This is a genomic window from Paraburkholderia sp. UYCP14C (genome assembly GCF_004197395.1).
GTDB lineage: Bacteria > Pseudomonadota > Gammaproteobacteria > Burkholderiales > Burkholderiaceae > Paraburkholderia.
On record NZ_SELS01000029.1, the window covers coordinates 1 to 19,579 of the forward strand.

Genomic DNA, 19,579 nt, shown 5'->3' on the forward strand with positions numbered 1-19,579 from the left:
TCTTCAACATCAACTACTCCAGTTTGGATCACACGTTTTACCCCAACTCTGTGTCCAGAAAAACCGGAGCCGCCGCAAAATGCCCAGCGCGGTAGCAAGCGCAATCGTCCTCCCATCGCTAGACGAGTTCCACGCCCTCTACCCGAACCTCGATCTCGCGATCGGCGTCAGCAACCGCACCGTCGATATGGTTTCCGAAGCAATCGACTGCAGCATCCAGCTCGGTGAATTGCCCGACTCCAATCTCGTCGCGCGGACAATCGGCACGCTCGATCAGGTCACCTGCGCGAGCCCAGCCTATCTGGCCCGCCACGGCACGCCGACCGATCTCGACGAGCTGCGCGCGCACGTCGCGGTCAACTGCGTGTCGCCGCATAGCGGCCGCGAGTGCGACTTCGATTTCGAAGTGGACGGCGAAGCGCGCAAGGTCAAGCTCAACGGCTTCGTGCAAGTCAGCGACGAACAGGCGTATCTGACCTGCGGACTGCAAGGCCTCGGCATGATCCAGCCCGCTCGCATCGCCGCGCAGCCTTACCTCGATTCGGGCTTGCTGCAAGAAGTCCTGCCGCAGTGGAAACCGGTGCCGATGCCGGTCTCGGTCGCCTATGTGAAGAATCGCCGCGTGTCGCCGCGCGTGCGCGCGTTCGTCGATTGGCTCGCGGAGCTGTTCGAGAAGGCCGGGCACGTCGAGCAGGATCTGTCGCGCGTGCGTCAGTTGCTGCGTGGCCTGCATCCCGCGTAAAGCGGATGCGGGCGCGCGGCGCTCGCGCGTTGATCAGTCCACCGGCCGCACCGGCACCGGCCGCGTCAACAGATCGACATAGAAATTGAAAAACGCCTGATTATCGAATCGTTTGACGACCGTCATCTTCTGCAAACCCGGCGGCGGCGAACTCGTGTAGCCCGTTGCCTTGCCCTCGTTGGCGCCGAAGCCCGTATCCACATCCACCCACTCCTCGACCGTCTGCGTCGCGAACGACGGATGCATCAGATACGCGAGCGTCAGCGTGTCCCAGAGGTTCGTCGTGTAGTTCGGATTGGTCTCGAAGCCGTTCTTGCCGTCGTAGCCGTAGCCGTTCAGCGTTTTGAACAGTTGCGTGATGATGGTCTGCTTCGCCGGATCGTGTGCGATGCGATCGTATAGCGCCTTGTCCATTTTCACGGTATCCGTCACGTCGAGCGGAATCACCGTCTGTTTGATCGGCAGACGCAGCACCGCATTCGCCGCTTCGGGATCGAACCACCAGTTGAATTCGGCGGTGCGCGTGGTATTGCCGGGCACGTCGATCGCGCCGCCCATGTAAATGATCTGCTTGATCAGCGGCACGATCTCGGGATGTTCGCGCGTGGCCAGCGCGATGTTGGTCAGCGGGCCGATCGCGAGGATCGTCACCTCGTTCGGATAACGCTTGACCGATTCGACGATGAAGTCGACCGCGCTCTGGCTCCGCACCTTCGTGTGCGTCGCAAAGCCGTCCGGCGGCGCGACGAGGTCGCTAGCCGATTTCGGCTCGGGCTTGCTCCATGCGCCAATGTAGCCGTCGCCGCCGGGGTATTCCTTCAGTTCCCGCTGGATCGTTTTGAAGTCGTGCGACAGCGCGTAGTTGGCGCCCGCGTAGACGCCGATCTGCTGTTCGACGCCGAGTCGCTCGACCGATTTCAGCGCATCGGCAACGCCCTGCTCCAGCCATTGATTGCCCGACACCACGGTAATGCCGAGCACCTTCAGCGAACCCTGCGCCTGCAATTGCGCGGCCATCACGCCGAGTTGGCCGTCGTCGCTGAGCGTGTTGTAGTCGCTGTCGATGATCACCTTCGGCGGATCGTTCCGAGCATCGGGACCGTTGCTGGCGCAAGCCGTGAGGTTGAGTGTGATTGCCACGCTTGCCGCCCAGATCAATGCCACGAGAATTCGCCTCATCGATGCCTCTTTCGGAATGCCGCCGGGTCACGCGGACAAGGAAACCATCACACGCGCAAACGACAGCGCAAGCAAAAGCGGCTCGTAACGCTACTGCAACGTCACGAGCCGCCTCGAATGGCGCGCTGTCAAACGCCAGTTACTGCGATTCTTCCGCCCACACGGCGTTCTCCCGCGTCATCAGCGCGGTCGATGCCGCCGGTCCGAACGTGCCGGCCGAATACGAGCGCGGCCGCTCGCCCGACTTCGCCCAGCCGTCGAGAATCGGCTCGGCCCACGCCCATGCCGCTTCCAATTCGTCGCGGCGCATGAAGTGGGTCAGACGTCCGCGAATCACGTCGATCAGTAGCCGCTCATAGGCTTCCGCGCGACGCTCGGTGAACGCCTGCTGCAGGTCGAGGTTCAGGCTCACCGGCAGCATGTGCATGCCGCTGCCCGGCTCTTTCGCGAGCACCTGCAACTGGATCGACTCTTCGGGCTGCAGCTGGATCACCAGACGATTGCCGTAGGTGCGCCCACCGCTCGGGATGATCGAGAACGGCAGATCGGAGAATTCGATCACGATCTCCGACAGCTTCTTTTGCATCCGCTTGCCGGTGCGCAGGAAGAACGGCACGTTGGCCCAGCGCCAGTTGTTGATCCGCGCGCGCAATGCGACGAAGGTTTCGGCACGGCTGCCGGCCGGCACGTTGTCTTCCTCGAGGTAGCCCTTGACCGCCTCGCCGTCGACCGCGCCCGCCGTGTACTGGCCGCGCACCGTGTCGCGCGCGATGTCCTCGGGCGTCATCGGCCGCAGCGAGCGCAGCACCTTCAGCTTTTCGTCGCGCACCGCGTCGGGATCGAGCGACACCGGCGGCTCCATCGCGACGATGCACAGCAGTTGCAGCAGGTGGTTCTGCACCATGTCGCGCAACGCGCCGGTCTTGTCGTAGAACCCCGCGCGGCTGCCCACCCCGACCGTTTCGGCTACCGTGATCTGCACGCTCTTGATGTACGGCGCCTGCCACAGCGGCCCGAAAATCGGGTTGCCGAAGCGCAGCACCATCAGGTTCTGCACGGTTTCCTTGCCGAGGTAGTGGTCGATCCGGTAGATCTGCGCTTCCTGGAAATGCTTGCCGACCGCGTTGTTGATCTCCTGCGCGGACGCGAGATCGTGGCCGAGCGGCTTTTCGAGCACGACGCGCGAGTTGGCGTCGATCAGCCCTGCCGACGACAGGTTGTCGCAGATATGGGTGAACAGATCCGGCGAGGTCGCCAGATAGAACACGCGGTGCACACCGTCGCGCGACGCTTCTTTCAGGCGCAGATAGTCCTCGGACGCATCGACGTCCATCCGCACGTATTCGAAAATCGCGAGGAATTTGTCCCACGCGGACGCGTCGAACGCCTTCTTGTCGATGAAGGGCTTCGCCTTCTGCTCCATGAATTCGGCGATGTATTCATCGCGCGACCAGGGCTTGCGGCCGATCGTCAGAATGCGGGTTTCCGGCGGCAGGTTGCAGTGCAGATGCGCCATATACAGCGCGGGCAGCAGCTTGCGGAACGACAGGTCGCCGGTGCCGCCGAAGATGATCATGTCGAGCGGCAGGTCGGGTGTAGCAGGAGCTTGTTGGGTCGTCATGGCACGGTCGCAGCGTCTAGGGGGAAGGCGTCGATCAGGAATCGGCGGCGGGCGGACGGCTACGGCTCACGTCCGCTATGGCGCTTTTTCCGGCAAACATCTATGGTGCAACGTTTTGAGATAGTTTGCACGGCAACATCTGCCGCAGGTTAGCGCAAGTTTCCAGGCTTGCGCGCCAGACGGCTGTTTTTTCGGGACATTTTGGTTTTTGTGGCGCTTGAGCCGCTGACGATCAGCCGCGCGCCAGCGCGTCGCGCGCGACCCGGCACGCGGCCAGATCCCACGCCGCGCAACCGACGCTCTTGAACACCACCGGCCCCGCCGGCACGGGCTGCGTCTGATCGAGCACCGCCGCGATCCCGCCAACCCGCGCCCAGTCGACGCCCGCCTGGATGAAATCGCCGGCTTCGTGCTTCGCGCCCGCCGAGTCATCGACGAACAGCGCGCTGCCGGCGATCGTCGTCGCGCCGATCTCGACCATCTGCGGCGTGAAAGCGCCGACGCCGATCACGAGCCGCCCGGCGTGCGCCGTCTCGTCGTAGACCGGCTGTTTGCTGGTGGTCAACGTGATCACGACGTCGACCGAAGCGGGAATCGCCGCGTCCGCTTCCGCGAGCGGCAGCAGCTCTCGCACCTTGCCGTGCTGCGCCACGCAGAACGCCTCGGCGCGCGCGGGTGCACTGCCCTTGACCCATACGCGCGCGTCGGGAAACAGTTCGCCGATCGCTTCCAGATGATTGAGCGCCTGCGTGCCGGTGCCGATCAGCAGGAATTCGCGCGGCGTGTGCGCGGTGAACGTCGCGATGCCGAGCATCGACATCGCCGCGGTCCGGCGGCCCGTCACGGTCGGACCGTCGAGCACGAACAGCGTCTCGCCGGTGTCGGCATCGAAGGCCATGACCTGACCGTGGATCGTCGGCAGATCGCGCGCGCGGTTGCTCGCGCACACGTTGACGAGCTTGTGGATCGCGAGATCGGGGGCGGTGGCGGGCATCGACAGCATGATGCCGCCGGCGTTCAGCGGCACCACGAGCCGCTCGGGGCTCACGATGCGTTGTTGCGCATAGTCGATGCTTGCGCGCCTCAACGCGTCGACAAGCGCTGCGTATGGCATCAGCCGCGCGGTGGCGGCGGCGTCGAAAATCTGCGTGCTCGGGCGAGTCATGGGCGGGACGGTCCATTGCTGGATGGAGTGGGCATGGCGTCACCGTAACCGAGCGCAAAGAAAATGACCAGTCGAGTGGCGGTCTATTGCCCGCCGTTCTGGTCGCGGTTTTTGTCGCCGTTCTTGCCGTTGCTGTTGTTGCCGTTGCCGTTGCCGTTGCCGTTGCCGTTGCCGTTGTCGTTGCCGTTGCCGTTGCCGAACATCGCCCGACACGCCGGGCTCAATTCGTCGAGGTGCCGCTTCATGCAGGCGATGATCTTCTCCCGGTTCGGAATCGCCGCGGCACAGAAATGGAACGCATCGTGGCGGCACGCATGGGCCTGTTCGTCGCGGGTCGCGGCATTCGCAGCAGCAGCCATGTCGAGCACGACGAGGCTGGCAGCAATCAGGCGAAAGGCTCGATGCATGGGAGGCCCGATAGGTCGAACGTCGAGAAAACAGCCTTAGCACGAAGCAGACCCGGCTTTCAGCGCGCGATCTGCGAACCTTGCCCATCGAATCGCAAACTCCGCGCAATGCTCAGCTCGCCTGCTAGCGCGTGCCGCGGCCGAGCGTCATCCCCCGCCCCGCAAAGAAACGCGACATCGTCGCGAACGGCAGGTACACGTCGGCCTGATGCGGCGCGACCCCCGACGGGTTGTGAAACCATACGCCGTCGCGATCGCGGCCGTGCAGCAGGATCAGATGACCGCCCCGCTGCTGGTTCGGCCGCTCCGGATAGCGGATCTCGGGGCTCACCGACACGATCGCGAGCGTGTCGGCGTCGAGCCGCGCCGCGATCTCCTCGAGCGACGCCTGCGGCAGCACGTCGATATCCAGGCCGAACTCGGGGCCCGCCCAGTCGGCGAACGGCCGGTAGATCAGACCATCGACGCCGCCATCGTCGCGCAGCCGGTACACGCCGTGCCGCAGCGCCTCTTCGAGCAAGGCGGCGCGCGGCGCGTGATCGATGCCCCAGTAGTCGAGCGCCGATTCGAGGCACGTCAGCCCGCACAGGCGTTGCGCCCAGAAACGATAGCGCTCGGGGTCGGCGAAACCGCTGCGCTGCCAGTGCGGGTCTTCGCACGGGTCGCACTGCTGTTCAACGATGTCGCGCACCCACTCGGGGCTGCCCCATTGCGTGTAGTACGGGACGGCGGCGTGGCGGAGAACGGGTTCGGTCATCAGCGGCATCGGTCGGGTCGGGTTGGTTTGTATCGGTCTGGGTTCAGCAGGGTTACAGCATGCTGCGCGGCCGCTTCATCGTGCCGTCGAAGAAACGCTGCAAACGGAACGCCGACAGATCGAGCGACGCCTCGCCGCCATCGTTGAGTTCAGCCAGCAGCTTACCGACGATCGGCCCCATCGCGAAACCATGACCGCAGAAGCCGGTCGCGATCGTCAGGCCCGGCACCTGCGGCGGCGCATCGATCACCGGAATGCCGTCGGGCAACACGTCGATCAGCCCGGCCCACGCCTCGACCACCTGGGCGTCGCGCAACGCCGGAAACAGCGCGCGCAGCTTGTTCAGCGCGCGCGGCGCGTGGCTCGCGTTCGGCTGCGGATGCGGGTCGCGCGGATAAAGCACGCGTTCGGCGTCCGGCACGCCGCCCGGCAGACGCTCGCGCAGATCGCGCAGACAGGCGCCGTTCAGATGGAAGCTGAATTTTTCGCGTTGCGTCCACAGTTCGGGCAAAAACCATTTGAGCGCGCGGAAATGGCCGAGCGTCATGTCGACGTCGACCTGCATGTCGTCGGCGAGATTGATTGCGCCGTTCGCGCGCTGCCGGATGCCGAGGCCGTGGCCCCAGAACGTCGACGCCGTGATCGGCGGTAGCGGATTGGTGCGCATGCAGGTACCGCGCACGGCCTGCTGCGGCAGTTCGAGACCGAGCGTCCCGAGCAGCCGCCAACTGCTCGCGCCGGCCGCGCAGATGAACCGCGACGTGCGAATCGTGCCGCGCTCGGTGACCACACCAGCGATCGCGCCGCCCGCGCGTTCGACGGCGACCACGCCGCAGCCCTCGAAAAACCGCGCGCCGGCTTCGCTCGCGCGTGCCGCGAAGGCCGCAGCGACACGGCGGGGCTCGGCCTGACCATCGCTCGGCGTGTACAGACCGCCGAGCGCGGGGCCCTGCATGCCGGTCACGACGGCATCGATCTGCCGGCGGTCGAGCGTGCGGGTGTCGAGGCCATACTGACGCGCGACCTCGATCCACTGCTGGAACGACGTCCAGTCTTCGTCGCCGCTGGCGACATACAGGCAGCCGCCCTGGCGCCATTCGAGATCGAAATTCAGCTCACGCTCGAGTTCTGTCCACAGTGGAATGCTCGCCATCATCAGCGGCACCTCGGCAGCCTCGCGGCCCTGCTGACGCACGAAGCCCCATGCGCGCGACGACTGCTGCCCGGCGATCCGCGACTTGTCGAGCACCACCACCGACAGGCCGCGCCGCGCCAGGTAATAAGCGGCCGCGCAGCCCATGATGCCGGCACCGGCGATCACGACGTCGGCGTGGGTGGGAAACGGTTGGTCGGCGGCTGTGAAGGTCGAGTGCAGCGGGTAAGTCGTGGTCATGGGTTGGGCGGGTTGGAAACGTGGGCGTCATCTTCGCAGCGGGCGCCCTTGTCCGCAATGCCGCGCGAGCTCGGCACCATTGCTGCCCGCAGCCTGGACGACGCGGCCGCCTTCCGCAAAAAACCCGATTATGCGTCAAACGAATATTCGTCGATTATCCGTCACGCGAATATTTGACAAATATTCGTATAACGCATAAATTGCATTTATTCGTCTCGCAGATAATCCGCCATGCTCCACCAAATTGCCACGCCGGACCAGCTCGCGCAGTTGCTGGCGGCCAGCCGCCGCCAGGCCGGCCTCACCCAGACCGAGGCAGCCGCGCGCGTCGGCGTGAGCCAAAGCCGCATTTCCGCGCTCGAAACCGATGCGAGCGGGCTCACGCTCGCCCAGCTGCTCGCGCTGTGCGGCGCCTACGAGCTGCAACTGCAGTTGCGTGACAAAAATCAGCCGAGCCCCGCGCCGGCGCCGAACGTCGAGTGGTGAGATGGCCCGGCAAACCGCTTCGAAGGCATTGTCGGTATGGGCCAACGGCGAGCGCGTCGGGCTCTGGCGGCTGCCCGCGCGCGGCCCGATGGAGTTCGCCTACGACGCCGCCTGGGTCACGTCGTCCGCGGGTCGCCCGCTGTCGCTGTCGCTGCCGTTCACGCCCGGCAACATGACGCACAAAGGGCCGCGGGTGCTCAACTACTTCGATAACCTGCTGCCCGACAGCGACGTGATCCGCAAACGCATCGCGCAGCGCTACCGGACCGAAACGCTCGACGCGTTCGACCTGCTGCAGGCGATCGGCCGCGACTGCGTCGGCGCGGTCCAGTTGCTCGCCGAAAACGACGCGCCGGCCGGGGTCCAGCGCATCGAGGGCACACCGCTCTCGGACGACGACATCGAGGCGCTGCTCGCGCAAACGGTCGGCAAACCGACGCTCGGCTCGCCCGACGAAGCCGACGACTTCCGCATCTCGCTCGCCGGCGCGCAGGAGAAAACCGCGCTGCTGCGGCACGACGGTCAATGGCAGCGCCCGCACGGCGCGACGCCGACCACGCATATCTTCAAGTTGCCGCTCGGGCTGGTCGGCAACCGGCTCGCCGATCTGAGCACGTCGGTCGAAAACGAGTGGCTGTGTCTGCGGATACTGCGCGCGTTCGGCCTGCCGGTCGCGAATGCCGAGATGCTCCGGTTCGGCAAGCAGCGCGTGCTCGCCGTCGAACGCTTCGACCGGCAGATGCATTCGAGCGGCACCTGGCTATTGCGTTTGCCGCAGGAAGATTTCTGCCAGGTGTACGGCGTGCCGTCGCATCTCAAGTACGAAAACGAAGGCGGCCCGGGCGTGCTGGACCTCGCGCGGATTCTGCAGCAATCGGTCGACGCGCGGCAGGACCTCGAGACCCTGCTCGCGAGCCAGATCCTGTTCTGGATGCTGGCCGCGCCGGACGGCCACGCGAAGAACTTCAGCATCCGCCTGCTCGCGGGTGGCCAGTATCGTCTGACGCCGCTCTACGACGTGATGTCGATCTGGCCGGTCGAAGGCAACGGCCCGAACCAGTGGTCGTGGTACAAGGCTCGGCTTGCGATGGGTCTGTGGTCGCGCAGCAAGCACGATGCGTTTCGCGACGTGCAGCGGCGTCACTTCAACGCGATGGCGTTGAAGTGCTCGTACGGCGCCGACGCCGAGCCGCTGATCCAGCGGCTGATCGAGCAAACGCCCGGCGTGATCGAACGGGTGTCGGCGGAGTTGCCCGAGCGCTTTCCGGGCAAGGTCGCCGAGCGGATTTTCAAAGGACTTCAAAACTCGGCGGCCCGGCTCGACGCGATGCCGGCAAGCTGAACGCCGACCGCACGTGCCGGCGCAAACCCGACACTTCCGGACAGGCTTCTTATTGCGCGGATCGCCTACATTTCCCCGAGGCGCGAACCTGGCTGGTTTTTTGCGGCAAGCAGCCGGATCCACCGTCTTGCTGACGACTCATTCGTGGATTCCCTACGGTTTCGTCATCGTTTCACCGGTAGAATGCTTTTTGATGCTCAATGCATCGAAAGTCACCGGCGCGGCCGTTGCGTCGCTAGCATCAGCAGCCTCGGCGGACTGTCTGACAAAAACATAAACTCTAATTTTGTTACGGTACATTTGCTGTCCCCGCGTGGCCGATTCATGCGCATTGCATGCGCGGGGGTAGGCTTGCGCCTGTCGACCGCGCTCAACCTGTACCTTTTAACCCGGCGGATTTTCACGCAGCATGGCCAACGAAACACACTCACCCGACTCCATCGCGGTTGCCGAGCGCGTGCGCGAGTTGATGAGCCGGCATGGAATCGGCAAGCGCCAGCAGACCACTGAGCTATGCCGCATCCTCGATCTGAGTTTTTCTCAGGGGCACCGCAAACTACGCGGTAATAGTCCGTGGACGCTGTCGCAGATCAAGAAAGTCGCGGAAGTATTCGACGAACCCGCGGCGCAGCTGTTCGGCGCGCAGTCGCTCGACCCGGGCGTCGTCGGTGCGATCGCCCAGGAGGCGGTGTTCTGCATCGGCGCGACCGAAATCGCCTGCACCGCGTGGGTCGGCGCCGCGCTCGAGCCGGGTAGCCGACCAGAGTTCGTCGCCTACTCGCGGCTCGGTCAATGGCGCGTCGCGCGACACGATGGCACGCTGTATCAGAGCGCGTACGAAGTCCACAAGATCGAGATCTATCCGCGCCGCGCCGAAGCCGACAAGCCTACCATCGCGGTCGTCGACGACGATTGCGCGAGCGCGGACAACCTGCGCGACTATCTGGAGCGCAGCGGCTTCACGGCGGTCGCGATCTATGGGCTCGCGGCCTTCGGCGAGCAGTTGCAGACCCAGGTGTTCGATGGCGTGATCATCGACTGGCTGTTCGGCTCGCAAACCTCGGCGGCCGCGATTCGCGCGGTGCGCGCATCGGAGAACCCGGACGCGCCGATCTTCGTGCTGACCGGCGAACTGCTGACCGGCAAGGCCAGCGAATCGGAAATCAGCGAGGTGATCCGCGATTACGACGTCGCCTGCTACGAGAAGCCCGCGCGCATGGCGATCCTCGTCGCCGATCTGTCGAAGCGGCTGAATCGGCCCTGAACCGCGCGCCCCGTGCGCGGCAGCGCCGCCCTCACGCCTGATGCCGCGCCGCCAGCGCCCGCTGCAATGCGTGCTTCAGATCCTCGTAATGTACTGGCTTTAACAACGCCTCGAACACCGACGGCGCGCCAGTCCCGCCACCTTCGCCATCCCGCATGACCTCCGGCGCGTACGCGCTGACCACGATCACCGGTACGCCCGCTGACGGTCCGCCGCGCGCCGCGAAGTCTTCCAGAAACGTGTAGCCGTCGCGCTCCGGCATGTGCAGATCGAGCAGCACGACTTCGCAGCGGTGTGTATCGAGCCACGCGAGCGCGTCGTTGGCATTGCCGAGCGCGAGCGAGTCGTAGCCCATGTGCGCGACCATTTCGCTGAGCGACTCGCGGATCAGCCGGTTGTCGTCGACGATCAGCACGCACGGCCGCGCGTCGCCCGGTCCGGCTGGCTCCTCGACGTCGACCGGCTCGACGGTCGCCACCGGCACGACCGGAATCGTCACCGTGAAGCGGGTGCCTTCGCCCACCGTGCTGGCGACGTCGACCGTGCCACCGAACAGCTTGACGAGCCCCTGCACGATCGTGAGCCCCATGCCGGCGCCTTCGAAGCGGCGCGTGCGCGACGCGTCGAGCTGCGTGAATTCCTCGAAGATCCGCGGGATCTGCGCGGACGGCACGCCCGGCCCCGTATCGCTGACGACGAAAATCAGCAGCGCCGGCTGCTGGCGCAGTTCGACGCGCACCGTGCCGGTCTCGGTGTAGCGGATCGCGTTGGTGACGAGGTTGTTGACGATCTGCCGGATCCGGTGCGGGTCCGACTCGACCAGCCCGCTCCCGCCGCTCGCCTCGCTTTCGAGCTTGAGCCCGCGCGACTTGGCGGACATCGTGTGTTCATCGACGATCGACGCCAGCAGCTCGCGCGGCTCGAAATGCTGGTGCCGCAGTTCGAGCTTGCCGGCGCCAAGGCGGGCGTAGTCGGTCAGGTCCTTCATCTGCGCTTCGAGATGGCGTGCCGCGGTTTCGAGCCGCTGGATCACCTTGCGGTCGGCCTCCGTGTGGTAGTTGAAGCCGAGCAGTTCCACCGACGACACGATCGCATGCAACGGTGTGCGCAGCTCATGGCTGATCATGCCGAGAAACGCATCCTTCGCGAGGCTCGCCTCGCGCGCCGCGCGGCTCGCCTGATGCTCGGCTTCCAGCGCCGCGCGCTGCTGGCGCATGAGCCGCGTGCGGCGCCGGCCGTTGAGCACCAGCAGCAGCGTCGCCGCCGCCGACAGCAACAGCAGCACCAGACCGCCCGCGAACAGGATGCGGCGCTTGTCGATGAAATCGCGGTTCATCGCCTCGCGGTCGGCGACGTCGGCGAAACGGCGCGACAGCGCGAGATCGTTGACCTCGCTCCAGTGCTGGCGCAGCTGCGCATCGATGTGCCCGGCACGGGCGCGGTCGCGCGGCAATACGTCGATCTCGGGCTGGATCTCGTCGAGCACGTTCTCGAGCGTCTTGATTTCGTCGAGCTGCCGTTGCAACAGAGCGAGCTGCGCGGAGAGCCGCTGGGTCGAGCCGGCCATCACACGCAGCTTCGATTGCAGCAGCTGGAAGCGCAGCAGCAGCCGCTGAAAGTCGTCGTCGCTACCGGATTGATACAGCAGCAGCTGGTTCTCGAAGCGCGCGTACGCGATCTGCAGTTGCGCGGCGTCCCAGTAGAAACCGTCGTAGGTGCCGGTCAACTGCTCGGTCGCGCGCGGGTTCAACAGGTTTGCATAGAGCAGATAGCCGATCGCGCCGGCGGGCGCCGCGAGCGCCGTCAGCCAGATCAGCACATACAACACGCGCCGCCACGGACGGCGCGCTATTTGACGATGAGGGCCTTGATCTGCCATACGAATTTCGAGTCGCCGAGCGCGCCGGTCAGTTCATCGGGGAAAGCGTCGCGCGGGTAGATCAGAAACAGCGGCCCGAAGTCGCTGAGTTTCAGGCGCTGGCCGTTCATGCTGTACGCGACGATCACGCCGTAGCGGTCGCAGTCCGACACCGGCACGGTGTAGGTGTAGTCGTCGAACGTGTGGAGCTCCACTTCGGTGCCGTGCGCGCCGACGGCCTTCAGGATGTCGGCGAGCCTGGGGCCGGCGAAGGTCGAGCGCGGCGTCCAGGTGGTCGAGGTCGTGATCGTATGCACGGGCAGCGCGAGCAGTTGGGCCTCGCTGAAATGATAGGTGCGATGCGCGGCGTCGTTGGTGTTGGCGATCTTGCCCTGCACGTCGAGCGACAGCGCCGGCGACTGTGGCGCGCCCGGCTGCGCCTGCGCGCAACAGACCGCCAGCCCGACGATCAGCCCGCTCAGCGCCGTCAGCCAGCGCATCCGCCAGCGCACACCAGTTCCACCGGCCGCATTGCGCGGCGTTGCAATCAGGTTGGCCATTTGCTTTTTTTATCCGTTTTCGTTGATCCGCCAGACCGCGATCAGCGCCACGGCCGGACGATCTCGTGCCACGCGAAGTATTCCGCCTTGCCGTGCCGTCAAACGCGTGCCACCCCGACACGCGACCTTTGACCCGCATGCATAATATCGCCAAAATGCGCTGACTCAAAAACGGGGGACCCGCGCTGTCGCGCCAGTGCGTCAGCCCGCACCGCGCGCAGCTCCCCGCGGACCATCGCCTTCCCTTGCGCCACGCGGCGCCTCGATAGTCATGAACAAGCCGGTCCTGCCTCTGACGTACGAACAGCTCGATCACTGGATCGAATCGCTGCAACCCGCGTTGCTCGCCGAGCGTTTCACGATGGCGCTCGGCATTCTGCGCGGCGGCGCGCCGCTCGCGCTGATGGTGTCGCACACGGTCGGCGCGCCGGTCGCGTTTCTGCGCTACGACCGCCAGACGCGCGCGGTCGCATGGGATTCGACACTGCCGATCCCGCCCGCGGGCTCGAAAGTGCTGCTGTGCGAGGACATCGCCGGACGCGGATTTACGCTCGTCGATTGCATCGGGTTTCTGCAGGCCCACGGGCTCGAAGTCAAAACGCTGACCGCCGCGGTCGATGAGCTGAGCCGCGCACAGCCCGACTACGCGATCGATGCGCGCGGCTACTTCGCCCTCTTCCCGTGGGAGCGCCAGGCGTACACCGAGCGCTATCGCGACGACTGGGCGCGCGTCGAAGCCGGCGCCGCGCCCGCGATGGCCGACGACCACGAATACGCGGCGTATGCGATCGACCTCGACGGCATCCTGCTGCCTGACGTACCGCTCGCGCGCTATGACGAGGACCTCGCCGCCGCGCTCGCCGAACGCGACGCGCTGCCGCCGTTCGAGGTGCTGCCCGGCATCGACCTGCGGCACGTGCGCACGATCATCACGGGCCGCCCGGAGGTGGATCGCGCGCGCACCGAAGCGTGGCTCGCGCGACACGGCTTCGCTCACATGGAACTGGTGATGCGCGCGCCCGGTTTGCACGACGACAGCCCCGCCGGCGCGGCTGCGCACAAGGCGAGCGCGGCGCTGCGCGCGGGTGTCACGCACTTCGTCGAAAGCGATCCGGTGCAGGCGCTGCTGATCGCGCAGCAGGCGCCGTTGCTGCGTGTGATCTGGTGGGATGCGCTGACGCGCACGGGAATGCTGGTGAGCGCCAGGGCGTGGAGCTGAGCACAACGTTCCGCGTGCGCAGCAGCGCAACGCAACACAGCGCCCGAACGCCGCCGCTACTTGTCCTTCGCCTCGCGCAACTGCAAATGCCGCGCGGCCCGCTGCGACGCGACGACGATCAGCTTCATCGTCGCGCGCGTCGCGCCGACGAACAGCTTGCGCGCGACGCGCTCGTCGAACGCGTCGAAGTCGATCTCGGTGAAGATCACGCACGGCGCCGCCTGCCCCTTGAAGCGGTAGATCGACTCGAACAGCACGTCGCCTTCGCGATACTCCGGGTTGCCGAACAGATCGTATTTGCCGGTGAAACTGCGCAGCCGATGCGGTCCGAGATGGTCGAGCCCGCTCATCGCCGAGCCCTCGCGGCCGCGAAACGACAGCACCACGATGTCCTGCTTGCGAAAGCCGAGCGCGAGCGCGTGGGTGATCGCGCGCTTGGTCGCGTCGATACTGCTTTCGACGGCCTGCGTTTCGTCGTAGACCGACACCGACACCTCGGAACCGTCGAACGGACTGCCCGACGCGAGCGACGCGGCGAGCGGCACCGACGAGCCCATCACGTCGCGCAGATAGTCGAGGATGTCGCGCGGACTGCGGTAATTGGTGGTTTCCTTCAGCGTGGCCCAGCCGGGTAACGACACCGGCTCGCGCATGTACAGATTCTGCAGTGGGTCTTCGAGCCACCACCACGCGCCGCCCGGCCGCAGCAGCCGCTCGAGCGCGGCAATCCACGACTGCTGGAAATCCTGTCCTTCGTCGACGATCAGCACGTCGAACTGCCAGCGCGGGTCGATCGGCGTATCGGCGAATCCGGCCTCCAGTTGATCGAACACCTGCGCGGACTGGAAATCGGGCGCGCGGCCCGCGTCGCGCGCGATCCAGTCGCACAGCTGGTGATAGTTCGCGACCTTCGCCTCCGGCGGCGCGACTCGCGCGATGTGATCGGCGAGCGGCCGGTTGAAGCACACGTACAACGGCCGCTCGCCGCGCGCGACCGCGTCCTTCATCACCTGCACCGCGAGTTGCGTCTTGCCGGAGCCCGCCGTGCCGACCACCCGCAACCGGAACGGCGCGAACTCGAGCCGCCGGGCCCATGTCGCGAGTCCTCCCGAAAGGCGCGTGACGAGCGTGCCCGCCTGGCCGACGAGCGCGCTGGTGTCGGGTGCCAACGCGAGTTCGTCGGCGAGGAAGTGATGGATTTTCGACGCGCACGGAAGCCGCGGTTCGTCGGCCGGCAGCGCTTCGCGAATGATCGCCGCGAGCCGCTCGCGCCGCGTCGCGTCGACGATGCGCGCGGGATTCACGCCGGCGATGGCCGCATCCTTGACGATGTGATCGGGGCAGTACAGCAGTTCCTCGATGAAATACGTGCCGGCGCCGAACGCCGCGGTAAAACGCCGGTGCAGGCTCTCGATCGTATGCGCGAGCGCGATCGCGACGTTGCGCTCGGTCTGCAGATACACCTTGACGAGCCCCTTCGGCGTTTCGCGCAGAAAGCCCGTCTTCTGCTCGACGATCATCACGCGCCCAGCGGGACTCACGATCACGAAGTCGGCCTCGCCGAACACCGAGAAGTTCTGGTTCAGGCGCGTCCAATGCACGCCGTGGTAGACGGTGTAGTCGGCGGGCAGTGCCGTTTCGAGCAGCGCGAGGGTTTCCCGTTCGCGCGCCGCCGCGCCGGTCGCTTCGAGGCTTTTCCAGTCGTCGGGAACAATGCGGGCCATGCGGTGCCTTAGTGGGTTTGGATGCGTGAATCCGTACGCGTCGGCTCAGTGCGCCATTCGTGGTGCGGTCATTGTACGCAACGCAGCAGCGCTCTGGCGCGGCGGCGCGCGGGCTCGCGCGGCATGCGCGGAGAGCGCGAGACCTCGTGCGGCTGCGCGCGCACAGCGCGTTTCGTACGTCGCGCAAAGGCGCGCGCATCGTGTATCGTTACTGGCTGAACGCCGCGCGCGAGGCGCGGCTTGCCAACCGTAAGAGAAAAGGATTTACCGGATGATTACGATCTGGGGACGTGCCAATTCAGTCAACGTCCAGAAAGTTTTGTGGTGCTGCGACGAACTCGTGCTGCCATTCGACCGCATCGACGCGGGCCTGCAATTCGGCCGCAACAACGAACCCGACTATCTCGCGATGAACCCGACCGGCAAGATTCCCACGCTGGTCGACGACGACTTCGTGCTGTGGGAATCCAACTCGATCCTGCGCTATCTGGCGATGCAATACGGCGAATCGAGCCTGCTGTATCCGGCCGAGCCGAAACTGCGCGCGCGCATCGACCGCTGGCTGGACTGGTCGCTGTCGACGCTGCAGCCGTTGGAACGCCCGGTGTTCTGGACGCTCGTGCGCACGCCCGAGGCCCAGCGCGACGCGGCGAAACTCGCCGCCGACGTGAAGGCGGTCACCGTGCTGTGGCGCCTGCTCGACACGCATCTGCAGGGCCGCTTCTTTCTCGAAGGCGACAAATTCACGCTCGCCGATATCGTGATCGGCGCCTACGCGAAGCGCTGGTTCGGCCTCGACGGTGTGCAGCGGCCGCCGCTGCCGAGTCTGGAGCGCTGGTACTCGCGTCTCACGACGCGCTCCGGGTTCAAGAAGTATGTGGATTTTCCATTGACCTGAACATTGCGCGGGTCGGCCCGAACGGGCTCAGGCACTCGCCCGACCCGCAAACGCTTCGACCTTGCTCGCGGGGCCCGATACGATCAGCAGATCCCCCGGCATGACAACCATGTCGGGCCCCGCGTGCCGGAAGTTTTCGCCGGCGCGCTTGACACCCACGACGTTGACACCGAACGCCTCCAGAACGTCGCAATCCGCGAGCGGACGGTTGTGTGTCGGCGCCGGCGCATGAATGGTGGCGACCGCAAACCCTGCTCCGAATTCGATGTAGTCGACGATCCGCCCCGTAATCAGGTGAGCGATCCGTTCGCCCATTTCCGCTTCCGGATGAACCACATGATGAGCGCCGATGCGCTGGGCGATCTGGCCGTGCTCCGTGGTCGCCGCCTTCACCCAGATGTCCTTGATCTCGAGCTCCGTCAGGGCCATCGCCGTCATCAGGCTCGCCGACAGATCGTTTCCGATCCCTACGATCGCATGGGGGAAATCGGCGACACCCAATTGACGCAAGGTATGCACGTTGGTCGCATCGGCCTGGACGGTATGCGTCAACCGGTCCGCCCACAACTGCACCTGCTGCGCGTCCCGGTCGATGCCCATGACCTCATGGCCGAGGCGAACGAGCGACTCCGCCACCGCACAGCCGAAGCGCCCCAAACCGATGACGACGACGCCGTCGCCCTTCGTAAAGCCGAACGAAGTCCTGAACAGGTCAGCCAACAATTGGATGCTCCTCGGGGTAGCTGAATTGCGCACGCCGCTCGATCAGCACCAACGACGTCGCAAAGGTAATGGTTCCGACCCGGCCGACGTACATGAGCGAGATGATCACCAACTGCGCCGGCGCGGGAAGTTGACCTGTGATTCCCGTTGACAGTCCGACCGTACCGAATGCCGAAATCACCTCGAAGATCACCTGATCGGTAGGGAAATCGGTGATGTGCAGAATCACGAGCGTGCCGATCGTGACCACGACGCCACCCAGCGCCACGACGGTGATCGCCTGGCGCTGCGCGGACGCGCTGACACGGCGCCCGAACGCTTCGATATCGCCACGTCCACGAATCTCGGCAAGCACGAGCAGGCCCAGAATGGCGACGGTGCCGATCTTGACGCCCCCTGCCGTTCCCGCGCTGCCGCCGCCAACGAACATCAGGAAGTAATGCAGAGCCCAGCTGTCGTGACTCATTGCACCGATGTCGAGCGAGTTGAAGCCCGCCGTGCGCGCGGATACCGACGCAAAAGCCGCCGAAAGGAGTTTCTCGCCGACCGGCATCGCACCCAGGGTCTTCGGATTGGCCCATTCGAACAGCAGCACTGCAAGAAAACCGCCGAGCAACAGCGCGCCCGTGACCACTAAAGTGAGCCTCGTGTGCAATGAAAGCTGACGGGCACCCCGAAGTTTTTCCCGCAGATCGTAGAGAACCGGGAACCCGATTCCCCCGACGACGATCGCGACCATCACCGGCACCAGCATCGACGCGTCGGCGGCATAGCGCATCAGACTATCCGGGTGAATCGAAAAGCCCGCGTTGTTGAACGCGGAGACCGCATGAAACCAGCCGCTCCACGCGGCCTCGCCCCATTGCAGCTTGTATCCGAAATGAAGCCTGATCGAAAGCCAGAGTGCAATGCCCAGTTCGGTGAAGAGCGTCACGACGAACACCAGGCGCGCCACGCTGCGGATGTCCCCCAGACGCAGGGTGTGCGTTTCCACCTGGGTGATCAGTCTCGCTCGCAGCGGTAAGGACCGGTTGACCATGAGTCCCAGCAACGTGGCGGCGGTCATCATGCCGAAGCCGCCAATCTGAAACAGCCCGAGGATGACCCACTGCCCGAAGCTCGACCAGTAGCTGCCGGTGTCGACCACGACGAGCCCAGTCACGCAGACCGCGGAGGTCGCCGTAAAGAAAGCGGTCAGCCACGGCGCCGCCTCACCTTTGGCCTGCGACAAGGGCGACCTCAAAAGAAGCGTGCCCGCGGCGATCGCAATCAAGAATGCCAAGGCTACCGCCCGCGATGGGTGAAGCAGTTGTCTCATCGATACCCCGTCGACACACATTTCAGAGGCTGATGGACAAAGAATAGGCACTATTTGCCAGTCGGGACCCTATTTGTCATTTGTTTTCAGTTGCGCGCCAAGTCCGCCGGCGGCCTTCGGGATGACGGAAATTCCAATTCTGCCGACGCTCTGACCGACGCGGCATCGCCTTCCCCGAGCCTCTATAATCGACGCATGAAAACCGCCAAGCCCGCCGCGACCGGCCATCCGGTCACTCCCGCGCCTGCCGTCGCCGCCGCCGATGCACATGATCATCATGCGCATCACGACGCGCATCAGCAGTCGCAGGAAGCGGCTCTCGTACTCGCCGACGAATATTGCCGCGAACGCGGCGAAAAACTCACGCCGATCCGGCGCAAGGTGCTCGAGCTGCTGCTGAACTCGGGACGCGCGACCAAGGCCTATTCGCTGCTCGACGAAATGCGCCAGATCCACCCGGGCTCGGCGCCGCCAACCGTCTATCGCGCGTTGGATTTTTTGCTGTCGGCGGGGCTCGTGCATCGGATCGAGTCGATCAATGCGTTCACCGTCTGCCATGATCTGACGCAATGCCAGCACGGCATTCTCGTCGTATGCCAGCAATGCGGCAGCGTCACCGAGTTGCATCAACCGAAGCTGCGTCAGGCCCTCGTCGCGCAGATCGAGGACGCGGGCTATCGGCTCGCGAGCGACGAAATCGAACTGAAGGGTCTCTGTGCGGCCTGTCAGGCGGCCAATGCGGCCACAGCGGCCGGCGCCGACGCCGGCGCTCCGGTCGCTGCGGCGAAATAACGGCCCGCCACGCATCGGGTGCGCGGCGCCGTATGACGCGCTGCGAAGCGTCGATGGCCGTGCGCTGCTCCGAGAAACGACGTCTCCCCGCCGCGCGCCGGCCTGCTCTGTCTACCCGCTCCCACGAGAGG

General features: G+C 65.4%; 19 protein-coding genes. 8 read left to right on the forward strand and 11 right to left on the reverse strand.

Annotated features, from left to right (window positions below):
- A partial coding sequence (locus EVC45_RS24645) for a LysR substrate-binding domain-containing protein (RefSeq protein WP_306770792.1) occupies positions 1-742 on the forward strand: 742 nt, incomplete at its 5' end.
- 33 nt (positions 743-775) lie between these two features.
- Here EVC45_RS24645 and EVC45_RS24650 read toward each other — a convergent pair.
- The 6 genes from EVC45_RS24650 to EVC45_RS24675 all read right to left on the reverse strand — a co-directional run bounded on the left by EVC45_RS24650 (position 776) and on the right by EVC45_RS24675 (position 7,264).
- Positions 776-1,921 (reverse strand): nucleoside hydrolase, encoded by a 1,146-nt coding sequence (locus tag EVC45_RS24650; protein ID WP_129960847.1) that lies wholly within the window; start codon positions 1,919-1,921, stop codon positions 776-778.
- A 139-nt stretch (positions 1,922-2,060) separates the two neighbouring features.
- On the reverse strand, positions 2,061-3,542 hold the full coding sequence (gene zwf, locus EVC45_RS24655) for a glucose-6-phosphate dehydrogenase (protein WP_129960848.1): 1,482 nt from the start codon (positions 3,540-3,542) through the stop codon (positions 2,061-2,063).
- A 232-nt stretch (positions 3,543-3,774) separates the two neighbouring features.
- On the reverse strand, positions 3,775-4,707 hold the full coding sequence (lhpI, locus tag EVC45_RS24660; RefSeq protein ID WP_129960849.1) for a bifunctional Delta(1)-pyrroline-2-carboxylate/Delta(1)-piperideine-2-carboxylate reductase: 933 nt from the start codon (positions 4,705-4,707) through the stop codon (positions 3,775-3,777).
- Between the two features lie 83 nt (positions 4,708-4,790).
- Positions 4,791-5,114: a hypothetical protein gene (locus tag EVC45_RS24665; protein ID WP_129960850.1), complete on the reverse strand. Its 324-nt coding sequence runs from the start codon at positions 5,112-5,114 to the stop codon at positions 4,791-4,793.
- Positions 5,115-5,238: 124 nt separating this feature from the next.
- A complete protein-coding gene (locus tag EVC45_RS24670; protein WP_129960851.1) occupies positions 5,239-5,871 on the reverse strand; it encodes a C39 family peptidase in 633 nt (210 codons plus the stop codon).
- 52 nt (positions 5,872-5,923) lie between these two features.
- On the reverse strand, positions 5,924-7,264 hold the full coding sequence (locus tag EVC45_RS24675; protein ID WP_129960852.1) for an FAD-binding oxidoreductase: 1,341 nt from the start codon (positions 7,262-7,264) through the stop codon (positions 5,924-5,926).
- Between the two features lie 48 nt (positions 7,265-7,312).
- Between EVC45_RS24675 and EVC45_RS47680 the strand changes: the two genes are divergently transcribed.
- From EVC45_RS47680 to EVC45_RS24690, 4 genes are all read left to right on the forward strand, one after another.
- Positions 7,313-7,441 carry a hypothetical protein gene (locus EVC45_RS47680; RefSeq protein WP_306770793.1) on the forward strand — a complete coding sequence of 43 codons (129 nt, stop codon included), beginning with the start codon at positions 7,313-7,315 and terminating at the stop codon, positions 7,439-7,441.
- 54 nt (positions 7,442-7,495) lie between these two features.
- The gene (locus EVC45_RS24680) at positions 7,496-7,750 is read left to right on the forward strand and encodes a helix-turn-helix domain-containing protein (protein WP_129960853.1); all 255 of its coding nucleotides are present in this window, start codon (positions 7,496-7,498) and stop codon (positions 7,748-7,750) included.
- 1 nt (position 7,751) lies between these two features.
- Entirely contained in the window at positions 7,752-9,092 is a 1,341-nt protein-coding gene (locus EVC45_RS24685; protein ID WP_129960854.1) for a type II toxin-antitoxin system HipA family toxin, read from the forward strand.
- Positions 9,093-9,501: 409 nt separating this feature from the next.
- Complete coding sequence (locus EVC45_RS24690) at positions 9,502-10,356, forward strand: helix-turn-helix domain-containing protein (RefSeq protein ID WP_129960855.1); 855 nt, start codon at positions 9,502-9,504, stop codon at positions 10,354-10,356.
- A 31-nt stretch (positions 10,357-10,387) separates the two neighbouring features.
- On the opposite strand, the gene EVC45_RS24695 is transcribed toward EVC45_RS24690, so the two are convergent.
- Both EVC45_RS24695 and EVC45_RS24700 read right to left on the reverse strand, forming a co-directional pair.
- Positions 10,388-12,235 (reverse strand): ATP-binding protein, encoded by a 1,848-nt coding sequence (locus EVC45_RS24695; RefSeq protein ID WP_129960856.1) that lies wholly within the window; start codon positions 12,233-12,235, stop codon positions 10,388-10,390.
- The gene (locus tag EVC45_RS24700; protein WP_129960857.1) at positions 12,205-12,774 is read right to left on the reverse strand and encodes a molybdopterin-dependent oxidoreductase; all 570 of its coding nucleotides are present in this window, start codon (positions 12,772-12,774) and stop codon (positions 12,205-12,207) included. The genes EVC45_RS24695 and EVC45_RS24700 overlap by 31 nt, the downstream gene beginning before the upstream one ends.
- Before the next feature lie 271 nt (positions 12,775-13,045).
- On the opposite strand from EVC45_RS24700, the gene EVC45_RS24705 reads away from it, so the two are divergent.
- Positions 13,046-13,993: a phosphoribosyltransferase gene (locus EVC45_RS24705; RefSeq protein ID WP_129960858.1), complete on the forward strand. Its 948-nt coding sequence runs from the start codon at positions 13,046-13,048 to the stop codon at positions 13,991-13,993.
- A 56-nt stretch (positions 13,994-14,049) separates the two neighbouring features.
- On the opposite strand, the gene EVC45_RS24710 is transcribed toward EVC45_RS24705, so the two are convergent.
- Positions 14,050-15,717 (reverse strand): ATP-binding domain-containing protein, encoded by a 1,668-nt coding sequence (locus EVC45_RS24710; RefSeq protein ID WP_129960859.1) that lies wholly within the window; start codon positions 15,715-15,717, stop codon positions 14,050-14,052.
- A gap of 271 nt (positions 15,718-15,988) precedes the next feature.
- Here EVC45_RS24710 and EVC45_RS24715 point away from each other — a divergent pair, with 271 nt between their 5' ends.
- Entirely contained in the window at positions 15,989-16,615 is a 627-nt protein-coding gene (locus EVC45_RS24715) for a glutathione S-transferase family protein (RefSeq protein WP_129960860.1), read from the forward strand.
- 27 nt (positions 16,616-16,642) lie between these two features.
- Here EVC45_RS24715 and EVC45_RS24720 read toward each other — a convergent pair whose 3' ends face one another.
- On the reverse strand, positions 16,643-17,338 hold the full coding sequence (locus EVC45_RS24720) for a TrkA family potassium uptake protein (RefSeq protein ID WP_248295245.1): 696 nt from the start codon (positions 17,336-17,338) through the stop codon (positions 16,643-16,645).
- Positions 17,328-18,677 (reverse strand): TrkH family potassium uptake protein, encoded by a 1,350-nt coding sequence (locus tag EVC45_RS24725; protein ID WP_248295246.1) that lies wholly within the window; start codon positions 18,675-18,677, stop codon positions 17,328-17,330. Before EVC45_RS24725 ends, EVC45_RS24720 begins: the two co-directional genes overlap by 11 nt.
- Positions 18,678-18,851: 174 nt before the next feature.
- On the opposite strand from EVC45_RS24725, the gene EVC45_RS24730 reads away from it, so the two are divergent.
- Positions 18,852-19,448: a Fur family transcriptional regulator gene (locus EVC45_RS24730; protein ID WP_129960861.1), complete on the forward strand. Its 597-nt coding sequence runs from the start codon at positions 18,852-18,854 to the stop codon at positions 19,446-19,448.
- The last annotated feature ends 131 nt before the right edge of the window (positions 19,449-19,579 follow it).